Source organism: Massilia sp. YIM B02443, from assembly GCF_030411955.1.
Taxonomy (GTDB): Bacteria; Pseudomonadota; Gammaproteobacteria; order Burkholderiales; family Burkholderiaceae_D; genus Telluria.
Genome location: NZ_JASNRA010000002.1, coordinates 306,519 through 330,614 on the forward strand (window position 1 = coordinate 306,519; position 24,096 = coordinate 330,614).

The window sequence follows — 24,096 nt, forward strand, 5'->3', positions numbered from 1 at the left end:
CCGCCCTCGCCGTTCAGTTGGCGATTTCATCGTCACGTCATATTAAAAAAATAAGCTGGCTCGCACTCAAATAATCGGAGCCAGGCATGACTTCATCGATTTCGCGTCGCAATTTCCTGTCCCAGGGCGGGGCCTTGGTGGGCAGTTCGGCATTGGGCGGTTCCCTGCTGCTCGAAGGTTGCGGCGGCAGCAGCAACCCTGTGTCGATCGGTGTCAGCGAGAGTGAACGGCCCAAGATGCCGTCGGGAATACAGTTCGGCGACATCACGGACAACCGGGCGATCATCTGGAGCCGAAGCGACCGCACTGCGCAGATGATGGTCGAATACGATACCAGCGACCGTTTCAGCAATCCGAGCCGCATCGTTGGTCCTACTGCCAGCGACGCCGCCGATTTCACGACCCGTGTCGACCTGAGCGGCTTGCCCGCCGGCCAGACGGTATTCGTCCGCGTGCGCTATGTGGATCCCCACAATCCAAAAATCGAAAGCGAAACCATCTCGGGTCAATTCAGGACCACGCCGCCGGCCGATGCCACCCGGCCCGTGCGTTTTCACTGGAGCGGCGACCAGTGCGGCCAGGGCTGGGGCATCAACACGGATTTCGGCGGCATGAAAATCTATGAAGCGATGCGTTTGCGCGACCCGGACTTTTTCATCCACAACGGCGACACGATTTATGCCGACGGCCCGATCCTGGCCCAGGTAACCGCGGAAAACGGAAAGATATGGCGTAATCTGGTCACCGAAGAAGTCAGCAAGGTCGCGGAAACGCTGAAGGAATACCGTGGGCGCCATGCCTACAACATGATGGACGCGAACTTCCGCAAGTTCGCGGCCCAGGTGCCGCAGATCTGGCAATGGGACGATCACGAAGTGACGAACAACTACAGCGCCGCCAAGGATTTATCGAGCGATGCGCGTTACACCGAAAAAAGCATCGCCACCCTCACCACCCGCGGCCGACGCGCCTTCCTCGAATATGCGCCCATGCGTTATTACAAGCAAAGCGAACCGCAGCGCATTTATCGCACCATCTCGCACGGTCCGCTGCTGGACGTATTCGTCCTGGACATGCGCACCTACCGTGGTCCGAACAGCACCAACCTGCAAACCGTGGAAGACGCCAGTTCGGCGTTCCTGGGGAGGGAACAGGTGGAATGGCTGATCGCCAGGCTGAAGGCCTCGAAAGCAACCTGGAAAGTCATCTCCGCCGACATGCCCATCGGCCTGAATGTCGGCGACGGCAGCAACGCCCAGGGTGAAGCCGTGTGGGAAGCGCTCGCCAACGGCAACGACGGCGCTGCGCTCGGCCGCGAACTCGAAATGGCCCGCCTGCTCAGCAGTATCAAGGCAGTTCCGAACGTGGTCTGGATTACCACCGACGTCCACTATTGCGCCGCCCACTACTACGATCCGGCCCAAGCGCGGTTCACGAACTTTTCGCCATTCTGGGAATTCGTCGCAGGCCCGATGAATGCAGGAACCTTCGGTCCGGGCGTGCTCGACAAAACCTTCGGGTCCACCGCGGTATTTTCGAAAAGCCCGCTGATCCAGAACTCCTCGCCATTTGCTGGCTACCAGTTCTTTGGTGAGATCAATATCGACCCTCGCACCAAGGCGATGAAGGTCGAGCTGTTCAACCTCGACGGCATCTCGCAGTTTGCGCAGACGCTACCGGCGGCGGGCGTGTAAGGTCCAGGCGTTCTACGCCTGATTGGCTGGATTCGGATAGTTGTTCTTGACCCGCACATAATGTTCGGCCGAGTAGCGCAGCCAGGCCTTCTCTGCATCGGTCAACGGCCGCACTTTTTCGGCCGGCCGTCCCATGTACAGGAAGCCGCTTTCCAGCGTCTTGCCCGGCGGGACCAGGCTGCCTGCGCCGAGCATGACGAGGTCTTGCACGACCACGTCATCCATCAGAATGCTGCCCATGCCGATCAGGCAGTCGTTGCCGATGCGGCAGCCGTGCAGGATCGCCGAGTGGCCGACCGTGACATAGTCGCCGATGATCAATGGCGAGCCCTGCGGCTTGTGCGGCGTACGATGGGCGACGTGGCCCATCGTCAGGTCCTGGATATTGGTCGAGTGGCCGATGACGATGTCGTTGACGTCGCCGCGCAGGACGGCATTGCACCAGACCGACGAATCGGGACCGATGCGGACATTGCCGATGACCTGGGCTGAGTCGTGAAGGTAGACGCCGTCACCGATTTCCGGAATGGCGTCGAGGTAAGGAGAGATTGGCATAGCCGAGAATATTGCCAAACAAACAGACTCAGTACAAGCTCCCTTTCCGCGTGCTCAAGGCAGCTGCCGCGCGGAGCGCAGCCGTTCGATCGCCGTCACCATCGTCGCCTCGGTCTGCACCGCCTCGGTAAACCCGGCACGCCGGATCTTGCCCATGTCCGACACCATGTCGAACTCGGTATTGAACACGAAGTCGCCGAACCACCACCCCACCAGCTTCTCGTAAGGCAGCGACTGCAGCCCGTGCCGCTGCACCAGCCGCTGCCATGCATCCGCCTTGAGCGGCATCTGCTTGGCCAGCGAGAACGGCTGCGGCGCGCCGACTTCCATGTCGAATGCCGCAGCCACGTGCTTCCACACACGCTCCCAGCGGAACGGTTCGTTGACCAGGTTGAAGGCTTCGCCTGCCGCCATCGGATCGAGCGCCGCCCAAACGCTGGCGCGCGCCATCCAGTCGGCGTCGGTGGTCTGCGCCAGCACGCCCGAATACACCTTCTCGCTGCCCGGAAAACGCAGCGGCACGCCGACCGCCTTGCTGAGCGCCGCAAACACCCCCATCACCATCACGATGTTCATCGGGTTGCCGGCAATGTCGCCCACCACCACGTCCGGTCGCAGGATCGACCATTCGAAATCGCCGGCGGCGCCGCGCTCGCGCAGCAGGTCTTCCTGGACGTAATAGAAATTGGGCGTCATGTGGCGCGGATCGTCCTCGTAGAACGGCGCGCGGGTCGGCCCCAGGTGCACGCCATACACCTTGGCGCCCTGGTAGTGCACCACGCGCTGCAGCGGCGCGCCGACCGCCTTCAGGCCGTCGAGCAGGTTGCGCAGCATGCCGCCGTTGATGCGCTCTTCGTCGAGCAGGTCGGCGCCGCCCTTCAGGGCCGCATAGAACACGTGGGTGGTGTCGCGCGCCGCTTCCAGTGCGCGCGCGGTGGCTTGCGCGTCGAGCAGGTCGACCTTGATCGTCTCGACGCCGTCGACGAAAGTGCGTGGCAAGGCGCGCACCTGCCAGTCCGGACGCCCTTTCAGCTCGCGCACGACCGCGTTGCCGATGATGCCGCTCGCGCCGACCACCAGCGCAGTGTATTGACCAGCCATGTTGTGCTCCCCTTGATAACAAGCGCAACAGCATAGCGCTCTATGGCGAAACGCGTCGGCCAGCAGCGGCTTTCAGCTGGAAAGCACGATTTTCACAATCAGGCTAGAATCCTCGAAGTTTCTATAGCGCACTATATATTGCATTTATGACATCCCTTGCTATCCCTCCCCTGTCCATCGTCGATGGCGCTACCGTGCGTCTGTCCGAACTGATGAGCGCATTCAGTTACGCGCTCGATATTACCGAGGGCCAGCCCGAGGGACATTGCATGCGTGCCTGCTGGATCGGCGTGCACATCGGCCGCGAAGCCGGCCTGTCGCCGTCGCAGCTGCGCGAGCTGTACTACACGATCCTGCTGAAAGACCTGGGCTGCAGCAGCAACGCGGCGCGCATCTTCGAGCTGTACATGAGCGACGACCGCCAGTTCAAGCACGACTACATGAGCATGGGCGACAGCCTGCCCGAGGCGCTGTCGTTCGTGCTGTCGCACGCCGGACTGCAGGCGCCGCTGGCGCAGCGCTTCCGCAGCATCCTGAAGGTGGTCGCCGGCGGCGAGCGCCTGGCCTGCGAACTGGTCAGCACGCGCTGCCAGCGTGGCGCCGAGATCGCGCGCCTGCTGCGCTTTCCGGAAAGCGTGGCCGAAGGCATCTTCGGCCTGGACGAGCACTACAACGGCAAGGGCCGTCCCAACCGGGTGCGCGGCGACGACATTCCGCTGTATTCGCGCATCGCCCTGCTGGCCCAGGTGGTGGACGTGTTCCACACCTCGGGCGGACGCGATGCCGCGATGGCCGAAGTCAGGCGCCGCGACGGCCGCTGGTTCGATCCGCGCCTGGTGCAGGCATTCGAGGCGGTGGCGACGAGCAATGGGTTGTGGGCCGGCCTGGCCGATCCTGAACTCGAACGCGCCGTGGCCGATCTGGTACAGGCCGAGCACGAGTTGCCGGTCGACGACGACTACCTCGACGACATCGCCGCCGCCTTCGGCCAGGTAGTCGATGCCAAGAGTCCATATACCAGCGGCCACAGTGCGCGCGTGGCGCGCTACACCGACCTGATCGCCGAAGGCTTGGGCTTGCCACCGGCACGCCGGCGCTGGCTGCGCCGTGGCGCCCTGCTGCACGATGTCGGCAAGCTCGGCGTGAGCAACAGCGTGCTCGACAAACCGGGCGCGCTCGACCGCAACGAGTGGGACGCAGTCAAGCAGCACGCCATCTACAGCGAACGCATCCTGGCGCGGGTGCGCGCCTTCGCCGAGCTGGCGACCATCGCCGGCGCCCACCACGAACGGCTCGACGGCAACGGCTATCCGCGCGGCCTGGCGGCGCCGGACATCGCGCTCGAGACGCGCATCATCACCACCGCCGACATCTTCGACGCCATCACCGCCGAGCGTCCGTATCGCGCGGCGATTCCCGTGCCGCAGGCGCTGGAGATGATGGAAAAGACGGTCGGCACGGCGCTCGATCCGGACTGCTTTGCGGCGCTCAAGCGCGCGCTGGCGCCCGAAGCCCTCGCCGCCTGAAGCGCGCCTGCGTCAGCCGAACAAGCCTTCGTCCGAACCGTCGCCATCGAAAAAGCCGCCCGGACTGTCGTCCACGTTGTCGGCCACGCTGTCGTCAAGCGCGCTGTTGGGTTCGTCGATCGCGCCCAATCCGGCCTGGTCGGCCAGTGAGCTGCCGGACTGGTCGGCCACACTGTCCGCTCCCGCGCCAGCGGCCGCATTATCGGCCAGCAAGTGGTTCGAGGCATCATGGCCGTTGTTGCCGAGCAGATTGCCGATCCCGTGGAACAAGAAGCTGCCGGCTGCCACGCCGGCCGCCGTCGCCGCCACCGTCCCCAGCATGCTGCCGGCGCCGCCGCGCATGAAGCCGCCCTGAGCCGGTGCCGCGGGCGCTGCCTGCTGGACCGGCGCGGCTCCCTGATAGCGCCCGCCTTCCATGCCCGGCACCGGATTCGACGGACGGCTCTGCGCCGAGTTGCCCCAGGCATTCGGATCGAGGAAGCCGCCGGCGCTCTTGCCGCCCTGGCTCTCGAGCTCGGCGATACGGTTCTGGGCATTGCCCAGCGCTTGTTCCACCAGCAAGGCGCGCTGCACCAGCAGGTAGGCCGCGTCCGGCTGCTGGGCCACGGCGCGCTGGATCAGCGCATCGGCTTCCGGGTCTTTCGCCACGCCGCGCGCCTGGACCAGCTGGTTCAGGAAATCTTGCAACTTTTGTGTGTCGGATGCATTCATGGTGGAACTCCTGTTGGACGGTTCGGATAGACCCTATGTTGTGGATCAGTCATCGCGATTTCAAGTTCAGCGGCGCACTGTTACCATTGGTTTACGATCCACCGTTCCAGGAGATGCGATGAATTCGACCGTGGTTCCCAGCCTGCGCTACCGCGATATGCCGGCGTTGATCGACTGGCTGTGCAGCAACTTTGGATTCGAACGGCGGCTGGTGGTGCCGGGCGCGGACGGCTCGGTCGTCCATGCCGAGCTGGCGCTGGGCGGCGGCCTCCTGATGCTCGGTACCCACGCCGACGACGCCTACGGCGCCCTGCTGACCACGCCCGAGAAGACGGGCGGACTGCAGACGCAGACCATCTGGCTGCACGTGGAGAACGCGGACGAGGTGTATTCGCGGGTGGTGGAAAGCGGCGCCGCCATCCTGCAGACCATCGACGACGTGGCGCAAGGCGGGCGCGCTTTTACTTGCCGCGATCCGGAAGGCCATGTGTGGCAGGTCGGCACCTACGATCCCTGGGCCGGCTGAAAGGCGGCCGGAAGTCGGGCCGAGACTCGCTTGCAGCGGCGCTTGTTTGCTATGCTAGCGCCCTGGCGCCGCTCCCTGCGAGCGGCCGGATACATTTCGAAGGAAGCAGAATATGGTCTCGCTGCAAGAGCAGTTACTGAAAGCCGGCCTGGTCGACAAGAAAAAGGTCAAGCTGGCCAACCAGGACAAGAGCAAGCAACACAAGGAAGCGCTGCGCACCGGCGTCGACAAGGTCAACGAGTCGCGTGAAGCGGCGCTGGAAATGCAGCGCAAGAACGCCGAACGCGCGCGCGAGCTGAACGCCCAGCGCGATGCCGCCGCGACGCAAAAGGCGATCCTGGCGCAGATCGCCCAGCTGGTGCAGCAGAACAAGCAGCCCAAGGGCAAGGGCGACGTGCCCTACAACTTCACCTTCGGCACCAAGATCGAGCGCATCCACGTAACGTCGCAGATCGTCGAGCACCTGGTGGCCGGCCGCCTGGTGATCGTGCACATGAACGGCAGCTTCGAGCTGGTGCCGCGCGTGATCGGCGAAAAGATCGCCCAGCGCGACGCGTCGATCGTGGTGCAGATCAAGAAAAAAGTGCAGGAAGTGGAAGAGGACGATCCGTACGCGGACTTCAAGATTCCGGACGATCTGATGTGGTGATGCCTGCGGTGCGCGACCAGCTATCGGCGCGCGCACCGCATCATTGAACCGTTACGGGTTCAGATCACGTCCGCCAAACGCATTCGGCAGCTGCTCGGCAGCCGTGGTCTCGAACACATCCCCTTTCAGGTTGGTCAGCACCACCGGCAGTTCATTCCCACCCAACTCCAGGATCACCTGGCGGCACGCGCCGCACGGTGCGATCGGGCCTTCGGTCTGGCCGATCACGGCCAGCGCCGCGAAGTCACCCGGCCGGTAGCCGGCCGCGATGGCGCTGAACAGCGCCGTGCGTTCGGCGCAGTTGCACAGGCCATAGGCTGCGTTCTCCACGTTACAGCCGCGGAACACGCGGCCATCCTTGCATTCCAGCGCCGCGCCCACCTTGAACTTCGAGTAGGGGGCGTAGGCCAGTTCGCGCGCGGCGCGCGCTTCGTCGATCAGTTTTGCGTATTTCATGTGTCACCTCTTACGGACGGATGGTGCGGTGGATCATCGGCTCGGCCGCCGGTTTCTCGAGCGCGATCACGTACGCGGCCTGCACCGCGCGGATCGCGCGCTCGGCCGCTTCGTGCGAGCGCGCATGGACCAGCGCCAGTGGCTGGCCGACGGCGATCTGATCGCCCAGTTCCACCAGATCGGTGAGACCGACCGCGAAGTCGATCGTATCCTGCGGACGCACACGCCCGCCGCCCAGCGCCACTACCGCCAGGCCCAGTTCGCGGGTGTCGACCGACGCCGCGTAGCCCGCCTGAAGGCTCGGTACCGGCACGATCACGGGCGCGGTTTCCAGGTACGCGTCCGGCTTGTCCATCAGGTCGGCCGGTCCGCCCAGGGCCGTGACCATGCGCGCGAAACGCTCGGCCGCTTCGCCCGAATCCAGCGCCGCCTGTAACTTGGCGCGCGCTTCCTCGTCGCTAGACGCCAGGCCCGAAATCACCAGCATCTCGGCGCACAGCGCCATCGTCACTTCATGCAGGCGCGCGGGACGCGATTTGCCGGTCAGGTAGTCGATCGCGACGCGCACTTCGACCGCATTGCCAGCCGCGTGGCACAGCGACTCGTTCATGCCGGTCAGGATCGCCGAGGTGCGCGTGCCGGCGCCGTTGCCGACGGTGACGATGCTCTCGGCCAGTTCGAGCGACTTTTCCGGGGTCGGCATGAAGGCGCCGCTGCCGACTTTCACGTCCATCACCAGCGCGTCCAGGCCGGCGGACAGCTTCTTCGACAGGATCGAGCCGGTGATCATGGCCACCGATTCGACGGTCGCCGTGGTGTCGCGGATGCTGTAGAAGCGCTTGTCGGCCGGCGCCAGCTGGGCGGTCTGGCCGATGATGGCCACGCCCACGTCTTTCACCACCTGGCGGAACTTGTCGGGATCGGGCACGGTGCTGTAGCCCGGGATCGAATCGAATTTATCGAGGGTGCCGCCGGTGTGGCCCAGGCCGCGGCCCGAGATCATCGGCACGAAGCCGCCGCAGGCCGCGATCATCGGCCCCAGCATCAGAGAGACCACGTCGCCGACGCCGCCGGTCGAGTGCTTGTCGACCACCGGGCCCGGGAGATTCAGCGACTTCCACTCCATGACCTGGCCCGAATCGCGCATCGCCAGGGTGAAGGCAACGCGTTCGTCCATCGTCATGTCGTTGAAGTAGACGGCCATCGCCAGCGCGGCGATCTGGCCTTCGGTGACGCTGCCGTCAGGGATGCCGCGCACGAAGAACTGGATTTCCTCGGCGGAGAGGATGCCGCCGTCGCGCTTCTTGCGGACGATTTCTTGGGGAAGGAACATATACGTATCTTTCAAAAACGTAGGGTTGGCGGGTCCCCCGCCGACGCGGTGATAGTTACAGGCAAGATCATCGAAAACGATATCGGAGCCACCACCAATCACCGCGTCGGCGGCAAAGCCGCCAACCCTACGTACAACAATATTTTCTAACGCCGTCGTTACACGCCGTACGGAATCCAGACGTTCTTGACCTGGCTCGCATGCTGCAGCACCGTGCGGCCGCACGCCTGCTTGGCATCGAACCAGTCGCGGCCCTTGGCGCCGCCGACCCAGGTGCGCTTCAACGACTCCGCCGACAGACGCTCGACTTCCGCGCAACCTTCCGCCGAACCATCGTGACGCCACACCGCATCCACGTCATGGTGCGACGCCAGCGTGCGCGCCAGTTCGTCGGCCGAGCCAGTAACGATGTTCAGCGCCCCACCCGGCAGGTCCGACGTATCCAGCACCTGGTACAGGTCGGTGGCCGACAGCGGATACGCTTCCGACGGCACCGCCACCACGCGGTTGCCCAGCGCCAGCGCAGGCGCCACCAGCGAGATGAAGCCCAGCAGCGGGTTCTCGTTCGGGCACACGACGCCGATCACGCCGACCGGTTCGTTCAGCGCCACGGTGATGCCGTGCATCGGCGGCTGGTGCGCCGCGCCGTCGTACTTGTCGCACCACGCGGCCCAGTAGAACAGGCGCTCGATCGAGGCTTGCACTTCACGTGCAGCATCCTTCGAGCCGGTCTGCTGGGCGATGCGCCCGGCGAATTCGTCGGCGCGGATCGCCAGGTTCTCGGCGATGTAGTACAGCACCTGGGCGCGGTTGTGCGCGGTCGCCTTGGCCCAGCCGGACGCCTTGTGCGCCGCTTCCACGGCGTTGCGGATGTCCTTGCGGCTGCCCTCGCCCACGTCGGCCAGGAACTCGCCATTGGCGCCGTTGATCGCGCGGCTGTAGGCGCCGTCAGGGCGGGCCTGCTTGCCGCCGATGTAGATCTTGGCAGTGCGGTCGACCGCGAACGGGTTGTCGCCTTCGGCCTGCTTGACGCGGCCTTTTTCTGCGATCACTGGCGCAGCCGGGCGTGCGTCTTCCGACAGCGGCACCAGGTACTCGACCATGCCTTCCTTGCCGCCTTCGCGACCAAAGCCCGATTCCTTCACGCCGCCGAAGCCGCATGCCGCGTCGAACTGGTTGGCGGTGTTGATCCACACCACGCCGGCCTTGATCTGCGGCGCCACGTCCAGCGCCAGGCTGATCGACTCGCTCCACACGCAGGCGGCCAGGCCGTACACGGTGTTGTTCGCCAGTTGAACCGCTTCGCCCGGAGTGCGGAAGCTCATCGCCACCAGCACCGGTCCGAAGATCTCGGCCTGGGCCACGGCGGCCGAGGTCGAGGCGCCGGTGATCAGGGTCGGCAGATACCACGAACCGGTGGTCGACAGCTCGACATTCGGCTGCCACACTTCGCACCCTTCGGCGCGGGCCGATTCGACCAGCCCGTGGATGCGCTGCTGCTGCACCGGATCGACCAGCGCGCCGATGTCGTTCGATTTATCCAGCGGCGAGCCGACGCGCAGGTTCTGCATGCGCGCCTTGACCTTGGCGATGAAGCGCTCGTAGATCGACTCCTGCACCAGCAGGCGCGAACCGGCACAGCACACCTGCCCCTGGTTGAACCAGATCGAATCGACCAGGCCCTCGACCGCCGCATCCAGGTCGGCGTCGTCGAACACGATGAACGGCGACTTGCCGCCCAGTTCCAGCGACAGCTTCTTGCCGCTGCCGGCCGTGGCCTTGCGGATCAGGCGGCCGACTTCGGTCGAGCCGGTGAAGGCCAGCTTGTCGATGCCCGGGTGATTCACGATCGCTTCGCCCACGCGGCCGTCGCCGGTGACGATGTTCACGACGCCCGCCGGCACGCCGGCGCGCTGGCAGATCTCGGCGAACAGCAGTGCGGTCAGCGGCGTGTACTCGGCCGGCTTGAACACGACCGTGTTACCGGCGGCCAGCGCCGGCGCGATCTTCCACGCCAACATCAACAGCGGGAAGTTCCACGGCACGATCTGGCCGACCACGCCGACGGCGCGATAGTCGGCGAATTCTTCCGACTGCAGCTGGGCCCAGCCGGCGTGATGGTAGAAGTGGCGCGCGGCCAGCGGCAGGTCGGCATCGCGCGTTTCGCGGATGGTCTTGCCGTTGTCGAGCGTCTCGAGCACCGCGAACAGGCGCGCGTGCTTCTGCAGAAGGCGCGACAGCGCGTACATGATCTTGGCGCGGCCATGGCCGCCCAGTGCCACCCAGCCCGGCTGGGCGCGGCGGGCGGCGGCGACGGCGCGTTCGACGTCGTCATTGGTGGCTTGCGTTACCTGCGCCAGTTCGGCGCCGTCGGCCGGGTTATTGGTGGCGAAGGTCTCGCCGGCCTCGCTCCAGGCGTTGTCGATGAACAGGCCGAAACGGCGGCCGTGCTGATCCAGCCACGCGAGCGCTTCCTTGGTGGTCTCGAGAGCGGGGCCGTAATCCATGGTCTGAAGAATCTCTTTAATTGTTGGCATGACGAATCCGGAAAATTAGGGTTGCGCGTGGCGGTGAGCGGCCGAGTAATTCCCGGTCACGTAGTGCTCCAGCTGGCGCTCGATGTCGGTCAGCAGGCTCGAAGCGCCGATGCGGAACAGGTGCGGCTGCAGCCAGTCGTTGCCCAGTTCTTCCTTCATCACGGTCAGGTATTGCAGCGCCGACTTGGCGGTCGAGACGCCGCCGGCCGGCTTGTAGCCGACCTGGAAGCCGGTCTGCTCGTAGTAATCGCGGATCGCGCGCACCATCACCAGCGACACGGGAATAGTGGCGTTGACGCCTTCCTTGCCGGTCGAGGTCTTGATGAAGTCGGCGCCGGCCATCATGCACACCCACGAGGCTTTCGCCACGTTTTCCAGCATCACCAGGTCGCCGGTGGCCAGGATCGCCTTCACGTGGGCGTCGCCGCAAGCCTGGCGGTAGGCCACCATCTCGTCGTACAGCGCCTGCCAGTTACCCGTCAGCACGTGCTGGCGCGTGATGACGATATCGATCTCGCTTGCGCCGGCGGCCACCGACAGCTCGATCTCGCGCAGCTTGGTTTCCATGCTCGACAGGCCGGCCGGGAATGCGGTCGACACGGCGGCGATCGGAAGACGACCCTGCAGCACCTTGACGGCCGGGGTGATCATTTCGTGATACACGCAGACGGCGCCGGTGCTCAGGCTATCGAGGCCGAGAGCCTGCATCAGATCCGCGCGCAGCGGGCGCATCGCCTTCATGCACAGGCGCTCGACACGGCCCGGGGTGTCGTCGCCCGACAGCGTGGTCAGGTCCATGCACTCGATGGCGCGCACCAGCCAGGCGGCCTGGTATTCCTTCTTGACCGTGCGGCGGTTGGCCAGGCTGGCGGCGCGGCGGTCGGCGGCATTGCGGTTGATCTTGATGCTGTTGACCAGGCCCAGGTCCAGGCCCTGGGCGACGTTGCGTTTGAAGTCCAGCGGCTGGCTCATAACAGTGCGGTTCCGTTCGAAAGTGGTTTGACGCCAAGGTGCTTGGCCAGCGTGGCGCCGATGTCCGAGAAGGTGTTTGCCGTCGGCAGTTCCTGCGGCTTGACGCTCGGACCGAAGAAGATCATCGGGATGTGTTCGCGGGTGTGGTCCGAGCCCGGCGCGGTCGGGTCGCAGCCATGGTCGGCGGTGATCACGACCAGGTCGTCGGGCTGCAGCTTGGCCATGAATTCCGGCAGGCGCGCGTCGAGTTCGTGCAGCGCATTCGAATAGCCGGCGACGTCGCGGCGGTGACCGAAGTGCATGTCGAAGTCGACGAAGTTCACGAACGTCAGCGATTTCGAAGGCGCCTCGTCCGCGACTTCCAGCAGGCGGTCGAACAGCGCCATATTGTCCGGGCCCTTCACCAGGCGCGTGACGCCCTGGCCGGCGAAGATGTCGCTGATCTTGCCGAGGGCGATCATCTCGCCGCCGGCTTCTTTCACATGGTCGAGCAGCGTCGGCGCGGTCGGCGGCACGGCGTAGTCGTGGCGGTTCGACGTGCGCTTGTAGTCGCCATTGGCGCCCGTGAACGGACGCGCGATCACGCGGCCGATGTTGTACGGCTTGACCAGCTCATACGCCGCTTCGCACACCTGGTACAGGCGCTCGAGGCCGAAGTGCTCTTCGTGCGCGGCGATCTGCAGCACCGAGTCGGCCGAGGTGTACAGGATCGGTTTGCCGGTCGCGACGTGCTCGTCGCCCAGCTCGTTGATGATGGTGGTGCCCGAGGCGTGGCAGTTGCCCAGCCAGCCCGGCACGCCGGTCAACTCTTGCAGTTTGTCGGTCAGCTCTTGCGGAAAGGTCGGCACCGTCTTCGGGAAGTAGCCCCAGTCGAACAGCACCGGCACGCCGGCGATTTCCCAGTGGCCGCTCTGCGTGTCCTTGCCGGTCGACTGCTCGCGCGCGACGCCCCAGGCACCCAGGAAGCCGTCGCGCTGCTCAAAACCGGCGGCCCACTCGCCGCTGGCCTTGTGCGCGGCCGCGGCCAGGCCCAGTTTCTCGAGATTCGGCAGCGACATCGGCTTGCCCTCTTTCGCCGCCCATTCGGCGATGTGGCCGAAGGTGTTGGCGCCCGTGTCGCCGTATTTGTCGGCATCGGGCAGCGCGCCCAGGCCGAAGGAATCAAGCAGGAGGATGAATGCGCGTGACATGGTCTTCGCTCTCTCGTCTGAATGGTTTAAGCGGCGGCGCGTGGGGTCTTGCCGAAGCGCTCGATGAAGGCCGGGATCAGCGCCACCATGTCCTGGGCCGCGATTGCCGCGTACTTCAGGGTCTGGTCGTGCGACAGCGCGAACGGCGAGAGGCCTTCGGCCAGGTTGGTGATGGCCGACACGGCGGTCACTTTCAGGCCGCAGTGGCGTGCGGCAATCACTTCCGGAATCAAGGACATGCCGACCACGTCGGCGCCCAGCGTTTTGAAAGCGCGGATTTCGGCGACGGTCTCGAAGTGCGGACCGGCGGCGGCCAGGTACACGCCTTCGTGCAGGGTGATGCCCTTCTCTTGCGCGGCCGCCTTCACTTCGGCGCGGGTGTCGGCGTCGTAGGCGTTGGACATGCTGAAGAAGCGCGGGCCGAAGCGGTCGTCGTTCGGGCCGGCCATCGGGCTGCCCGGCAGGAAGTTGATGTGATCGGTGATCGCGACCAGGCTGCCGGCGTCGGCTTCGACGTTCAGCGAGCCGGCGGCATTCGTCACGAACAGCAGTTCGCAGCCGATTTCCTTCAGCGTGCGGATCGCCGAGGTCATCACGCCCGGGCCGTAGCCTTCGTAGAAGTGGCCGCGGCCCTTCATGCAGGCGACCGGCACGCCGTTCATCTCACCCAGCACCAATTCGCCGGCGTGGCCGTGCACGGTGCTGATCGGGAAGCCCGGCAGCTCGGCGTAGCCGATCGACACGGCATCAGTCAGTTGCTCGGCCAGCACGCCCAGGCCGGAACCGAGGATCAGCGCCACGCGCGGCGTGAAGCCCGGCTTGCGGGCGCGGATGATGTCGGCGGCTTCGAATGGGGTATTGCTGGACATGATATTCCTTGTCGATGAATGTGTTGGGGACGTTGCGGAGAGGGTGGCCTGGAAATTGCGAGGCCGTAAGTCTGAGGTCAGCTAACTATTATAACTATGCATGAAGGCCGATATGTATGGCAAATACCCTTTTTCTTGCCGATTTATATCTTTTTTAGATAAGTCTATTCAGAAATTATTGCTATGCATACACTGCTTCATGCAGGTCGCCTGCAGCTGCACCGGGTCGTTGACACAAATCAAACAAATGTCTAGGATGGACAAACAAATGTCAGAAAGCCGAGCTTGAGCGCGATGCCAAAAAAAGAACAATTATTCGAGCTGATCCGCTCCAATCCCTTCATCTCGCAGCAAGACCTGGCCGCCCAGCTCGGCCTGTCGCGCTCCGCCGTGGCCAATTACATCGCCACCCTGGTGCGCGAACGCCGCATCCTCGGGCGCGCCTACGTGCTGCCCGACCACCGTCCGATCCTGTGCATCGGCGCCGCCAACCTCGATCGCAAGCTGCGCACGCTCGGCCCGCTGGCCCTCGGCACTTCCAATCCTGCGCGACAAAGCGAATCGTTCGGCGGCGTGGCGCGCAACATCGCCGAGAACCTGGTGCGCCTGGGCGCGCCGGCGGCCCTGATCACGGCCGTGGGCAGCGACGCCTCCGGCCGCTCGCTGCTGTCGCACGCCGACCAGGCCGGGATCGACACCCGCGGCGCGCTGCGCATCGACGGCGCCGCCAGCGGCACCTATACCGCGGTGCTGGACCAGGATGGCGAGATGCGCGTGGCGCTGGCCGACATGGCGATCTACGACGCCCTCACCCCGGACTTCTTCGCCACCCGCGAGCAGCAGCGCGCCGGCGCGGCCCTGATCGTGGCCGACCTCAACCTGCCGCGCGACGGCGTCGCCGCCCTGCTCGACGGCGCGCGCGATGACGGCGTGCCGATGGTGATCGTGGCCGTGTCGGAACCGAAGATCGAGCGCCTGCCCAAGGACTTGCGCGGCCTGCGCCTGTTGATCCTGAACGAAGGCGAACTGGCCGCGCGCGTCGGCCGCACCCTGAACAACAACGCCGACATCGCGCGCGCCTGCGATCAGCTGCGCAAGGACGGCGTGCAGGACGTGATCGTCACGCGCGGCGCGGCCGGCGTCAGCTTCACGATTCCCGGCGGCCTGAATACCCTGGCGGCAGCGCCGGTGCGCGTGGTGGACGTCACCGGCGCCGGCGACGCCTTCGCCGCCGCCGTGGCGTGGTCGCTGTACGAAGGCGACACCGACCTCGCGCGCGCCTGCCGTCGCGGCCTGGCCTTGTCCAGCATGACCATCGCCTGCGAACACACCGTCTGTCCGCACCCCGACTTCAGCCGTCTCGACGGCTTCAACGAACCTCTTTTCACGAATTGACCATGCAATCCTTCCTCCTGTTCTCGCCCGAAGTGGCGGCCGCGCGCGCTGCCGGCAAGCCGGTCGTCGCGCTCGAATCGACCATCATCTCGCACGGCATGCCGTACCCGCAGAACGTGCAGACCGCGCGCGAAGTGGAACAGGTGATCCGCGACGCCGGCGCGGTGCCGGCCACCATCGCCATCATCGACGGCAAGATCTGCGTCGGCCTGTCGGAAGAGCAGCTCGAGACGCTCGGCTCCTCGCCCGACGCGCTCAAAGTCAGCCGCCGCGACCTGCCGTTCGTGCTGGCGCAGCGCCGCCTGGGCGCCACCACGGTGGCCGCCACCATGATCTGCGCCCAGCTGGCCGGCATCGAGGTGTTCGTCACCGGCGGCATCGGCGGCGTGCACCGCGGCGCCGAGACCAGCTTCGACATCTCGGCCGACCTGCAGGAGCTGGCGCAAACCAGCGTGGCGGTGGTGTGCGCCGGCGTGAAGTCGATCCTCGACATCGGCCTGACGCTGGAATACCTCGAGACCCACGGCGTGCCGGTGATCAGCGTTGGCCAGCCCGGCTTCCCGGCCTTCTTCACCCGCGAGAGCGGCTTCAAGGCAGACTTCCAGCTGGACGAGCCGGAAGCGCAGGCAGCCTTCATCCGCACCAAGTGGCAGCTCGGCCTGGCCGGCGGCGTGGTGGTGTCGAACCCGGTGCCGGCGCAATTCGCGATGGAACCGGGCGAGATCGACGGCATCATCGCCCAGGCGCTAGCCGAGGCGGAGCAGCAGAACGTGACCGGCAAATCGGTGACGCCGTTCCTGCTGGCGCGCATCAAGGAGCTGACCGGCGGGCGCAGCCTGGCCACCAATATCGCGCTGGTCAAGCACAACGCCCTGGTCGGCGCGCGCCTGGCCGTCGCCCTCAACCACAAGGCCGCCTGACTTCGCGACGGCGCAGCGCACATGTCGATCGACCTGAAACAGCTGAAATACTTCCTGGCGGTGGCCGAAGAAAAAAGCTTCAGCCGCGCCGCCGAGCGCCTGCACATCTCGCAGCCGCCCTTGAGCCAGCAGATCATGAAGCTGGAAAGCGAGCTTGGCGTGCGGCTGTTTACGCGCACCACGCGCAGCTTCGAACTCACCGTGGCCGGGCGCGCGCTGATGGTGGAAGCGGCCGAACTGCTGGGCAAGATGCGCATGACCATCGAGACCATCCGCCAGATCGACCGCGGCGAGGTGGGACGGCTGCGCGTCGGCATCGTCGGCTCGGCGATGTGGGGACCGATTCCCGGCTTGCTGGAACAGTTCCAGACCCAGTTTCCGCGCGTGACCTGGACCATCCACGAACTCGGCCCCAACGACCAGTGGGAAGCGCTGCGCAATAAACAGATCGACGTCGGCTTCTGGCGCGAGCCGCGCATCGAGGCCGACGTGCTGAAACAGGCCAACCTGCGCCAGGAACTGTGCTTCCGCGAGAACGTGTGCGTGGCGGTCAACGAGCGCCATCCGCTGGCCGCGCGCGAGTCGATCGCCCTCACCGAGATCGCCGGCGAGCCCTTGCTGACGCTGCACCTGGACCAGTCGGCCGAGCCGCGCTACCTGATCCAGTGCTGCGTGAACGCCGGCTTCGAGCCGACCATCTTCCAGGAAGCGGCCGAGCCGCAGACGCTGCTGGCCATGGTCGGCGCCGGCCTGGGCGTGGCCTTGATGCCGGAGACCACCAGCCGCATCGGCTGGCCAGGCGTGCGCTTCCTGCCGATCCACGCCAATGCGCCGTCGGCCAACCTGTACATCAGCTATCCCTCGCAGGACGACGCGCCGGTGGTGCGCGCCTTCCTCAAGATCCTGTTCCCCGACGATCCGCCGGCCTAGGTCAGCCATCTCCTCCACGCCCATGATTCGACCCGCCTTGAGCGGGTCGTTGTGCATTTTCTGCACCGCAATTGTCCCGTTGTTGCCGTAGAAACTCGGTATCAAGAGCGTCGAAACCCTCGCACGATTGAGTTCAATTAACTATTTTTAAACATTGCCTCCGGTATGATGGTTATCAAATTCATCAATTTTCACGGGATTCCGTATGACTACAGCGACGCGGCGGTACGGTGGGCTCGACATCGACACATACGAAGGTGCCCGCGATTACTCGGATGAGCTGAACACGATGCGCGACGAACTGGAAGCGCGCATCGACACCCTGCTGGCCGGCGGCGAACGCAACGACCCCCTGAAGGCCGCCATGCGCGCCTCGGCCCTGAGCGCCGGCAAGCGCATGCGCCCGCTGCTGCTGATGCTGGTGGCGCGCGACCTCGGCTGCAATTCACCGGCCCTGGTCGACGTCGCCTGCGCGGTAGAACTGGTGCATGCGGCGTCGCTGATCCTGGACGACATGCCGTGCATGGACAACGCCAGCCTGCGCCGCGGCAAACCGGCGATCCACGTCCAGTTCGGCGAAGACGTCGCCATCCTGGCTTCGGTCGCCCTGCTCAGCCGCGCCTTCGGCATCCTGGCCCAGGCCCAGGACATCACCCCGGCCACCCGCTCGCGCCTGGTCGCGGCGCTGGCCCAGACCGTGGGCGACCAGGGCCTGGTGCGCGGCCAGTTCGAAGACTTGCATGGTGGCGCACGCACGCCCGCGCAGATCGCCACCACCAACGAACTCAAGACCGGCCTGCTGCTCGGCGTCGCGGTCGACATGGCCTCGATCATCTGCCACGCCGACGAGCGCGTGGCGCAGCAGCTGCGCGCCTTCGCGCTGGCCGCCGGCCAGGCGTTCCAGATCAAGGACGACCTGCTCGACGGCCCCGGCAACGACAGCGCCGTCACCGGCAAGGACACCGGCAAGGATGTCGGCAAGGCCACCCTGATCAATACCCTGGGCCAGGACGAAGCCAAACGGCGCCTGATGGACTGCCTGCAGGAAGCCGACCGCTGCCTGGGCGCGGCCGTCGGCGCCAAGGGCCGCACGCGCGCTTTCGTGAGCGGCCTGTTTGCGCAAGGCGCCAAAAAGCGCGCGGCGCTAGAGGCCAAGCCCGAGGTGCCGGTGGCGCGCGAGCTGCGCGTGGCCGAGCTGCGCGTCTGAACGCTCCCGGCGGCGCTTCGCCACGTCACGAAAGAGGAATCCGCATGGCGCATTTCGCCGTGGTCGCACCCGCGTTCTACAGCCACTTCAACTCGCTCTCGAAACTCGCGCTGGCGCTGGTCGAACGCGGGCACCGCGTCACCTTCATTCATCGTCCCGATGCGGCGGTCTACGTGCGCGACGCGCGCATCGGCTTTCACGCGGTCGGCGCCGCTACCCACCCGCAAGGCTCGCTCGGCGAATCGCTGCAGCGCGCGGCCAATCCCGGCAGCCCGCTGGGCCTGCGGCGCGTGATCCTCGACATGGCCGACAGCACCGCCATGCTGTGCCGCGAACTGCCGGCCGCGCTGCGCCTGCTCGAGGTCGACTACCTGATCGCCGACCAGATGGAAGCGGCCGGCGGCCTGGTCGCCGAAGGCATCGACATGCCGTTCGTCTCGGTCGCCTGCGCGCTGCCGGTCAACCGCGAGCCGGGCATCCCGCTGCCGGTGATGCCCTTCGTGTACGAGGACAGCGAACGCGCGCGCAAGATGGTCGAGGGCAGCACGCTGGTGTATGACTGGATGATGGGGCCGCACCGGCGCGTGATCGCCGAGCAGGCGCGCAACTTCGGCCTCAGTCCACGCGACAACCTGCACCAATGTCTGTCGCCGCTGGCGCAGATCAGCCAGACGGTGGCCGGCTTCGACTTCCCGCGCCGTGAACTGCCACCGCACTTCCATCACGTCGGACCACTGAACGGCGGCGCGGCCGCGCCGACCCACGCGGGGCTGCCGCCGATCGACCACGATCGTCCCTTCGTGTTCGCCTCGCTCGGCACGCTGCAGGGCCAGCGCTACGGGCTGTTCCGCCGCATCGCCCATGCCTGCCGCCAGCTTGACGTGCAGCTCCTGATTGCTCACTGCGGCGGCCTCGATGAACGCCAGGCGCGTGCGCTGGAACGCATCGGCAGCACCCGCGTGTGCGCTTTCGCCCCGCAGCTCGAAGTGCTCAAGCGCGCCGACGCCATCGTCTCGCACGGCGGCTCGAACACGGTGATGGAAGCGATCGCCGCAGGGGTGCCGATCCTGGCACTGCCGGTCGCCTTCGACCAGCCGGGCGCCGCGGCGCGCATCGAGCACGCCGGCATCGGCCTGCGCGCCTCGGCACGCGTCTCGACGACGTCCCGCATCCGCGACCAGCTGCGCCGGCTACTGCACGAACCCCTGTTCGCCCAGCGCATGGCGCCGCTCGCCGAAGAGATCCGCCAGGCAGGCGGCGTGGAACGCGCGGCCGACATCGTCGAAGCGGCATTCGGACTTCAGCCACTGATGGCCAGCCATGGGTGACGCCGCTACTGCCTACGACCTGATCCTGGTCGGCGCCGGCCTGGCCAATGGGCTTGTCGCCCTGCGCCTGCGCGAGTTGCGCCCCGAACTGCGCATCCTGATGCTCGAACAGGGCGAGCAGGCCGGCGGCAACCACACCTGGTCGTTCCATGACAGCGACCTGACGAACGCGCAGAACGACTGGATCGCGCCGCTGGTGTCGCACCGCTGGCCGCGCTACGACGTGGTGTTCCCGGAATTGACGCGCACCCTGCACGGCGGCTATGCCAGCATCGAATCGCGCGATTTCGCGCGCGTGCTGACGCCGACGATGGCGGAGGCCTTGCGCACCGGCGTACAGGTGGCGTCGCTCAGCCCGACCCAGGTCACGCTGGCCGATGGCCAGACCCTGCACGCGCGCGCCGTCATCGACGGCCGCGGCATGCGCGCCAGCAGCCACCTGGCGCTGGGCTATCAAACCTTCCTCGGCCAGGAAGTGCGCCTGGCCGCGCCCCACGGCTTGAACGGACCGACCATCATGGACGCCAGCGTGGCCCAGCAAGGCGGCTACCGCTTCGTCTACCTGCTGCCGTTCGGCCCGGACCGGGTGCTGATCGAAGACACCCATTACGTCGACAGCGCCGCCTGGGAACCGCAGCGGCTGCGCGCCAACATCGGCGCCTACGCCGCCGGGCGCGGCTGGCACATCGACGAAATCGTGCGCGAAGAACAGGGCTCGCTGCCGATCGTGCTGGCCGGCGACTTCGAGCGCTACTGGGACGAGCTGGAAGGCGTGCCCACGGTCGGCCTGCGCGCCGGCCTGTTCCACGCCACCACCGGCTATTCGCTGCCGCACGCGGTGCGCCTGGCCGAGCACATCGCCGGGCTGCCCGATGTATCGGCGCCGAGCCTGTTCGCCGCCGTCCGCGACCATGCGCGCCAGGAATGGCAGACGCAAGGCTTCTTCCGCATGCTCAACCGCATGCTGTTTTTGGCCGGCAGCCCCGACAACCGCTGGCGCGTGATGCAGCGTTTCTACAGCCTGCACGCGCGCCTGATCGCCCGCTTCTACGCGGCCGAACTGACCTTCGCCGACAAGGCGCGCCTGTTGACCGGCAAGCCGCCGGTCCCCGTGCTCGAAGCCTTCACCGCGGTCCGCAAAACACACCCTTACCAGATCAGGAAAGCAGCATGAACCAGATGAGAATCGATCCCAAGACTGCGGTCGTGGTCGGCGCCGGCTTCGGCGGACTGGCCCTGGCCATCCGGCTGCAGGCGGCCGGCGTGCAGACCACCCTGCTCGAAAAGCGCGACAAGCCGGGCGGCCGCGCCTACGTGTATGAAGACCAGGGCTTCACGTTCGACGCCGGCCCCACCGTGATCACCGATCCGTCGGCGATCGAGGAACTGTTCACGCTGTGCGGCAAACGCATGGCCGACTATGTCGAGATGCTGCCGGTGGCGCCGTTCTACCGCCTGTGCTGGGAAGACGGCAGCCACTTCGACTACGCCAACGACCAGGAAGCGCTGGACCGCCAGATCCACGCGCGCAATCCGGACGACGTGGCCGGCTACCAGCGCTTCCTGGCGTATTCGAAGGCGGTGTTCGACGAAGGCTACCTGAAGCTGGGCGCCGTGCCCTTCCTGTCGTTTCGCGACATGATCCAGGCCGGCCCGCAGCTGGCGCGCCTGGAAGCGTGGAAGAGCGTGTACGGCATGGTGTCGCGCTTCGTCAAGGACGAGCAGCTGCGCCAGGCGTTCTCGTTCCATTCGCTGCTGGTGGGCGGCAACCCGTTCGCCACCAGCTCGATCTATACGCTGATCCACGCGCTCGAGCGGCGCTGGGGCGTGTGGTTCCCGCGCGGCGGCACCGGCGCCCTGGTCAAGGGCCTGGTGCGCCTGTTCCAGGACATGGGCGGCAAGATCGAACTGAACGCCCCGGTAGCGCGCATCGAGACCCAGGGCAACCGCGTCACCGGCGTGCGCGTCGAGGATGGCCGCCTGTTCGGGGCCGATAGCGTGGCGTCGAACGCCGACGTGATGCACACCTACGACAAACTGCTCGGCCAGCACCCGCGCGGCGTGAGCCAGGCGGCGTCGATGGACAAGAAACGCTGGAGCAATTCGCTGTTCGTGCTGTACTTCGGCCTGGACAAACACCACGCGCAGCTGCAGCACCACACGGTCTGCTTCGGCGCGCGCTACAAGGGCCTGATCAAGGACATCTTCAACGGCCCGCGCCTGGCCGACGACTTCTCGCTGTACCTGCACGCCCCGTGCGTGACCGATCCGTCGCTGGCGCCGCCGGGCTGCGGCAGCCACTACGTGCTGTCGCCGGTGCCGCATCTGGGCAATGCGCCGATCGACTGGGCAGTCGAGGGTCCGCGCTACCGCGACCGCATCTTCGACTATCTCGAGAAGCGCTACATGCCGGGCCTGCGCAGCCAGCTGGTCACCAGCCGCTTCTTCACCCCGGTCGACTTCCGCGACCAGCTCAACGCGCACCTGGGCTCGGCCTTCTCGCTGGAGCCGATCCTGACCCAGAGCGCCTGGTTCCGCCCGCACAACCGCGACGCCGAATTGTCGAACCTGTACCTGGTCGGAGCCGGGACGCACCCGGGCGCCGGCGTGCCGGGCGTGATCGGCTCGGCCAAGGCCACCGCCGGCCTGATGCTGCAGGAGGTGCACGCATGAGCGAAGCGCTGATGGCGCACGCGACCCAGACCATCGAGGTCGGCTCGAAAAGCTTTGCGGCCGCGGCCAAACTGTTCCCGCCCGCGACGCGGCGCAGCGTGCTGATGCTGTACGCCTGGTGCCGCCATTGCGACGACGTGGTCGACGGCCAGGAGCTGGGCTTCGGTATTACCGCGCCAGTGGCGCACGATCCGCGCGCCGAACTCGATCGCCTGGTCGACCAGACCCGGCGCGCCTACGCGGGCGAACCGATGCACGACCCCGCCTTCGCCGCCTTCCAGGAAGTGGCGCTCGGCAGCCAGATCGCGCCACGCTACGCCTTCGACCACCTGGCCGGCTTCGCCATGGACGTGGGCCAGGCGCGCTACGAGACCATCGACGACACGCTGCGCTACTGCTACCACGTGGCCGGCGTGGTTGGGCTGATGATGGCCTCGATCATGGGCGCACGCGAAGGTGGATTCAATGAGCGGGTACTGGACCGCGCCTGCGACCTGGGCCTGGCCTTCCAGCTAACGAACATCGCGCGCGACATCGTCGACGACGCCGCCATCGGCCGCTGCTACCTGCCGGCGCAATGGCTGCGCGAAGCCGGCATCCCTCCCGCCGAAATCGGCCTGCCGCAGCACCGAGCGGTGCTGGCGCGGGTGGCGGCGCGCCTGGTCGACCATGCCGAGCCGTACTACGACTCGGCCATGACCGGCATCGCCGCCCTGCCGCTGCGCAGCGCGTGGGCGATCGCCACCGCGCGCAACGTGTACCGCCAGATCGGGGTGGAAGTGAAGCGGCGCGGCGCGCGCGCCTGGGACGAGCGGGTCGGCACCTCGAAAGCGGCCAAACTGCGCCTGCTGGCGCTGGGCGGCGCCCAGGCGCTCAGTTCGCGTCTTCGAGCGAGGTCGCCGGCGCGGCGCGATGGCCTGTGGCTGCGTCCCGGTCGCGCCGATGAAGCGATGCCGGTTGGCGGTCTTGCAGCTGACGCTTGAGCTTGGCCACCGGCGGCGCGTACAGGAAGCCGAACGACACCGCGCCGTCCTTGCCCGGCACCGCGTGGTGCATGCGGTGCGCCTGGTACAGCCGCTTGAAGTAGCCGCTCTTCGGCACGTAGCGGAACGGCCAGCGCTGGTGCACCAGACCGTCGTGGGCGACGAAGTACAGGGCGCCGTAGGCGGTCATGCCGGCGCCGATCCACTCCAGTGGATGCGCGCCGCGGGTGCCGAACCAGATCAGGGCGATGGCCACGCCCGCGAAGACGACCGCGAACAGGTCGTTCTTCTCGAACCAGCCGGTGCGCGGCTCGTGGTGCGAGCGGTGCCAGCCCCAGCCGAAGCCATGCATCACGTACTTGTGCGCGACGATGGAAAACACTTCCATGAAGGCGATGGTGGCAAGGACGATGAGCGTGTTGGTCAGCACGGTGGGCATGATGAGGTGGTTAAAAGGCAAGAATCAGGAATGGCTACAGCCTAGCACGGACGCCCCCGCGCACGGGCCGGCAGCACGACAACAAACGCCGTCAAAGGCGAT

General features: G+C 66.3%; 22 protein-coding genes. 12 read left to right on the plus strand and 10 right to left on the minus strand.

Annotated features, from left to right (window positions below):
* Positions 1 to 86 precede the first annotated feature (86 nt).
* Complete coding sequence (locus QPK27_RS03630) at positions 87 to 1,694, plus strand: alkaline phosphatase (protein ID WP_290416840.1); 1,608 nt, start codon at positions 87 to 89, stop codon at positions 1,692 to 1,694.
* Between the two features lie 12 nt (positions 1,695 to 1,706).
* Here the strand turns inward: QPK27_RS03630 and QPK27_RS03635 are convergent, their stop codons facing one another.
* Together QPK27_RS03635 and QPK27_RS03640 are read right to left on the minus strand one after the other, a co-directional pair.
* The gene (locus tag QPK27_RS03635) at positions 1,707 to 2,249 is read right to left on the minus strand and encodes a gamma carbonic anhydrase family protein (RefSeq protein WP_290416841.1); all 543 of its coding nucleotides are present in this window, start codon (positions 2,247 to 2,249) and stop codon (positions 1,707 to 1,709) included.
* 54 nt (positions 2,250 to 2,303) lie between these two features.
* Complete coding sequence (locus QPK27_RS03640; RefSeq protein ID WP_290416842.1) at positions 2,304 to 3,350, minus strand: SDR family oxidoreductase; 1,047 nt, start codon at positions 3,348 to 3,350, stop codon at positions 2,304 to 2,306.
* Between the two features lie 194 nt (positions 3,351 to 3,544).
* Between QPK27_RS03640 and QPK27_RS03645 the strand changes: the two genes are divergently transcribed.
* Positions 3,545 to 4,876 carry an HD-GYP domain-containing protein gene (locus QPK27_RS03645; RefSeq protein WP_374047006.1) on the plus strand — a complete coding sequence of 444 codons (1,332 nt, stop codon included), beginning with the start codon at positions 3,545 to 3,547 and terminating at the stop codon, positions 4,874 to 4,876.
* A gap of 12 nt (positions 4,877 to 4,888) precedes the next feature.
* On the opposite strand, the gene QPK27_RS03650 is transcribed toward QPK27_RS03645, so the two are convergent.
* Entirely contained in the window at positions 4,889 to 5,587 is a 699-nt protein-coding gene (locus tag QPK27_RS03650; protein WP_290416844.1) for a DUF2076 family protein, read from the minus strand.
* A gap of 118 nt (positions 5,588 to 5,705) precedes the next feature.
* Between QPK27_RS03650 and QPK27_RS03655 the strand changes: the two genes are divergently transcribed.
* Positions 5,706 to 6,113, plus strand: a complete 408-nt coding sequence (locus tag QPK27_RS03655; RefSeq protein ID WP_290416845.1) for a VOC family protein — start codon at positions 5,706 to 5,708, stop codon at positions 6,111 to 6,113.
* A 112-nt stretch (positions 6,114 to 6,225) separates the two neighbouring features.
* Positions 6,226 to 6,762 (plus strand): DUF2058 domain-containing protein, encoded by a 537-nt coding sequence (locus tag QPK27_RS03660; protein WP_290416846.1) that lies wholly within the window; start codon positions 6,226 to 6,228, stop codon positions 6,760 to 6,762.
* A gap of 51 nt (positions 6,763 to 6,813) precedes the next feature.
* Here the strand turns inward: QPK27_RS03660 and QPK27_RS03665 are convergent, their stop codons facing one another.
* From QPK27_RS03665 to xapA, 6 genes are all read right to left on the minus strand, one after another.
* A complete protein-coding gene (locus QPK27_RS03665) occupies positions 6,814 to 7,218 on the minus strand; it encodes a cytidine deaminase (protein WP_290416847.1) in 405 nt (134 codons plus the stop codon).
* 10 nt (positions 7,219 to 7,228) lie between these two features.
* Positions 7,229 to 8,551 carry a thymidine phosphorylase gene (gene deoA, locus QPK27_RS03670; protein WP_290416848.1) on the minus strand — a complete coding sequence of 441 codons (1,323 nt, stop codon included), beginning with the start codon at positions 8,549 to 8,551 and terminating at the stop codon, positions 7,229 to 7,231.
* A 158-nt stretch (positions 8,552 to 8,709) separates the two neighbouring features.
* Positions 8,710 to 11,088 (minus strand): aldehyde dehydrogenase family protein, encoded by a 2,379-nt coding sequence (locus QPK27_RS03675; RefSeq protein WP_374047007.1) that lies wholly within the window; start codon positions 11,086 to 11,088, stop codon positions 8,710 to 8,712.
* Positions 11,089 to 11,103: 15 nt separating this feature from the next.
* Positions 11,104 to 12,060: a deoxyribose-phosphate aldolase gene (gene deoC, locus QPK27_RS03680; RefSeq protein ID WP_290416849.1), complete on the minus strand. Its 957-nt coding sequence runs from the start codon at positions 12,058 to 12,060 to the stop codon at positions 11,104 to 11,106.
* Positions 12,057 to 13,250, minus strand: a complete 1,194-nt coding sequence (locus tag QPK27_RS03685; RefSeq protein WP_290416850.1) for a phosphopentomutase — start codon at positions 13,248 to 13,250, stop codon at positions 12,057 to 12,059. Before QPK27_RS03685 ends, deoC begins: the two co-directional genes overlap by 4 nt.
* Positions 13,251 to 13,276: 26 nt before the next feature.
* Positions 13,277 to 14,119, minus strand: a complete 843-nt coding sequence (xapA, locus tag QPK27_RS03690; RefSeq protein ID WP_290416851.1) for a xanthosine phosphorylase — start codon at positions 14,117 to 14,119, stop codon at positions 13,277 to 13,279.
* Between the two features lie 294 nt (positions 14,120 to 14,413).
* Between xapA and QPK27_RS03695 the strand changes: the two genes are divergently transcribed.
* From QPK27_RS03695 to crtB, 8 genes are all read left to right on the plus strand, one after another.
* A complete protein-coding gene (locus QPK27_RS03695; protein WP_290416852.1) occupies positions 14,414 to 15,514 on the plus strand; it encodes a carbohydrate kinase in 1,101 nt (366 codons plus the stop codon).
* A 2-nt stretch (positions 15,515 to 15,516) separates the two neighbouring features.
* Positions 15,517 to 16,434, plus strand: coding sequence for a pseudouridine-5'-phosphate glycosidase (locus QPK27_RS03700; RefSeq protein ID WP_290416853.1), 918 nt, complete (start codon positions 15,517 to 15,519; stop codon positions 16,432 to 16,434).
* Between the two features lie 21 nt (positions 16,435 to 16,455).
* Positions 16,456 to 17,364 (plus strand): LysR family transcriptional regulator, encoded by a 909-nt coding sequence (locus QPK27_RS03705; RefSeq protein WP_290416854.1) that lies wholly within the window; start codon positions 16,456 to 16,458, stop codon positions 17,362 to 17,364.
* Between the two features lie 205 nt (positions 17,365 to 17,569).
* Positions 17,570 to 18,571, plus strand: a complete 1,002-nt coding sequence (locus tag QPK27_RS03710; protein WP_290416855.1) for a polyprenyl synthetase family protein — start codon at positions 17,570 to 17,572, stop codon at positions 18,569 to 18,571.
* 44 nt (positions 18,572 to 18,615) lie between these two features.
* Positions 18,616 to 19,899 carry a glycosyltransferase gene (locus QPK27_RS03715; RefSeq protein ID WP_290416856.1) on the plus strand — a complete coding sequence of 428 codons (1,284 nt, stop codon included), beginning with the start codon at positions 18,616 to 18,618 and terminating at the stop codon, positions 19,897 to 19,899.
* Positions 19,892 to 21,073: a lycopene beta-cyclase CrtY gene (gene crtY / locus QPK27_RS03720; RefSeq protein WP_290416857.1), complete on the plus strand. Its 1,182-nt coding sequence runs from the start codon at positions 19,892 to 19,894 to the stop codon at positions 21,071 to 21,073. The genes QPK27_RS03715 and crtY overlap by 8 nt, the downstream gene beginning before the upstream one ends.
* The gene (locus QPK27_RS03725) at positions 21,070 to 22,572 is read left to right on the plus strand and encodes a phytoene desaturase (RefSeq protein ID WP_290416858.1); all 1,503 of its coding nucleotides are present in this window, start codon (positions 21,070 to 21,072) and stop codon (positions 22,570 to 22,572) included. The genes crtY and QPK27_RS03725 overlap by 4 nt, the downstream gene beginning before the upstream one ends.
* Entirely contained in the window at positions 22,569 to 23,555 is a 987-nt protein-coding gene (crtB, locus tag QPK27_RS03730) for a 15-cis-phytoene synthase CrtB (protein WP_290416859.1), read from the plus strand. Before QPK27_RS03725 ends, crtB begins: the two co-directional genes overlap by 4 nt.
* Here the strand turns inward: crtB and QPK27_RS03735 are convergent.
* Positions 23,446 to 23,994 carry a sterol desaturase family protein gene (locus QPK27_RS03735; protein ID WP_290416860.1) on the minus strand — a complete coding sequence of 183 codons (549 nt, stop codon included), beginning with the start codon at positions 23,992 to 23,994 and terminating at the stop codon, positions 23,446 to 23,448. The two genes, crtB and QPK27_RS03735, sit on opposite strands and share 110 nt — an antisense overlap.
* Positions 23,995 to 24,096 lie beyond the last annotated feature (102 nt).

Bases quoted from the DNA above. Each gene is read 5' to 3' on its own strand.
- QPK27_RS03655 (WP_290416845.1), top strand. From the start codon at position 5,706: ATGAATTCGACCGTGGTTCCCAGCCTGCGCTACCGCGATATGCCGGCG.
- QPK27_RS03700 (WP_290416853.1), top strand. From the start codon at position 15,517: ATGCAATCCTTCCTCCTGTTCTCGCCCGAAGTGGCGGCCGCGCGCGCT.
- crtB (WP_290416859.1), top strand. From the start codon at position 22,569: ATGAGCGAAGCGCTGATGGCGCACGCGACCCAGACCATCGAGGTCGGC.
- QPK27_RS03710 (WP_290416855.1), top strand. From the start codon at position 17,570: ATGACTACAGCGACGCGGCGGTACGGTGGGCTCGACATCGACACATAC.
- QPK27_RS03675 (WP_374047007.1), bottom strand. From the start codon at position 11,088: ATGCCAACAATTAAAGAGATTCTTCAGACCATGGATTACGGCCCCGCT.
- QPK27_RS03640 (WP_290416842.1), bottom strand. From the start codon at position 3,350: ATGGCTGGTCAATACACTGCGCTGGTGGTCGGCGCGAGCGGCATCATC.
- QPK27_RS03665 (WP_290416847.1), bottom strand. From the start codon at position 7,218: ATGAAATACGCAAAACTGATCGACGAAGCGCGCGCCGCGCGCGAACTG.
- QPK27_RS03660 (WP_290416846.1), top strand. From the start codon at position 6,226: ATGGTCTCGCTGCAAGAGCAGTTACTGAAAGCCGGCCTGGTCGACAAG.
- QPK27_RS03635 (WP_290416841.1), bottom strand. From the start codon at position 2,249: ATGCCAATCTCTCCTTACCTCGACGCCATTCCGGAAATCGGTGACGGC.
- deoC (WP_290416849.1), bottom strand. From the start codon at position 12,060: ATGAGCCAGCCGCTGGACTTCAAACGCAACGTCGCCCAGGGCCTGGAC.
- QPK27_RS03650 (WP_290416844.1), bottom strand. From the start codon at position 5,587: ATGAATGCATCCGACACACAAAAGTTGCAAGATTTCCTGAACCAGCTG.
- QPK27_RS03705 (WP_290416854.1), top strand. From the start codon at position 16,456: ATGTCGATCGACCTGAAACAGCTGAAATACTTCCTGGCGGTGGCCGAA.
- QPK27_RS03735 (WP_290416860.1), bottom strand. From the start codon at position 23,994: ATGCCCACCGTGCTGACCAACACGCTCATCGTCCTTGCCACCATCGCC.
- QPK27_RS03685 (WP_290416850.1), bottom strand. From the start codon at position 13,250: ATGTCACGCGCATTCATCCTCCTGCTTGATTCCTTCGGCCTGGGCGCG.
- xapA (WP_290416851.1), bottom strand. From the start codon at position 14,119: ATGTCCAGCAATACCCCATTCGAAGCCGCCGACATCATCCGCGCCCGC.
- QPK27_RS03695 (WP_290416852.1), top strand. From the start codon at position 14,414: ATGCCAAAAAAAGAACAATTATTCGAGCTGATCCGCTCCAATCCCTTC.
- QPK27_RS03725 (WP_290416858.1), top strand. From the start codon at position 21,070: ATGAACCAGATGAGAATCGATCCCAAGACTGCGGTCGTGGTCGGCGCC.
- deoA (WP_290416848.1), bottom strand. From the start codon at position 8,551: ATGTTCCTTCCCCAAGAAATCGTCCGCAAGAAGCGCGACGGCGGCATC.
- crtY (WP_290416857.1), top strand. From the start codon at position 19,892: ATGGGTGACGCCGCTACTGCCTACGACCTGATCCTGGTCGGCGCCGGC.
- QPK27_RS03630 (WP_290416840.1), top strand. From the start codon at position 87: ATGACTTCATCGATTTCGCGTCGCAATTTCCTGTCCCAGGGCGGGGCC.
- QPK27_RS03715 (WP_290416856.1), top strand. From the start codon at position 18,616: ATGGCGCATTTCGCCGTGGTCGCACCCGCGTTCTACAGCCACTTCAAC.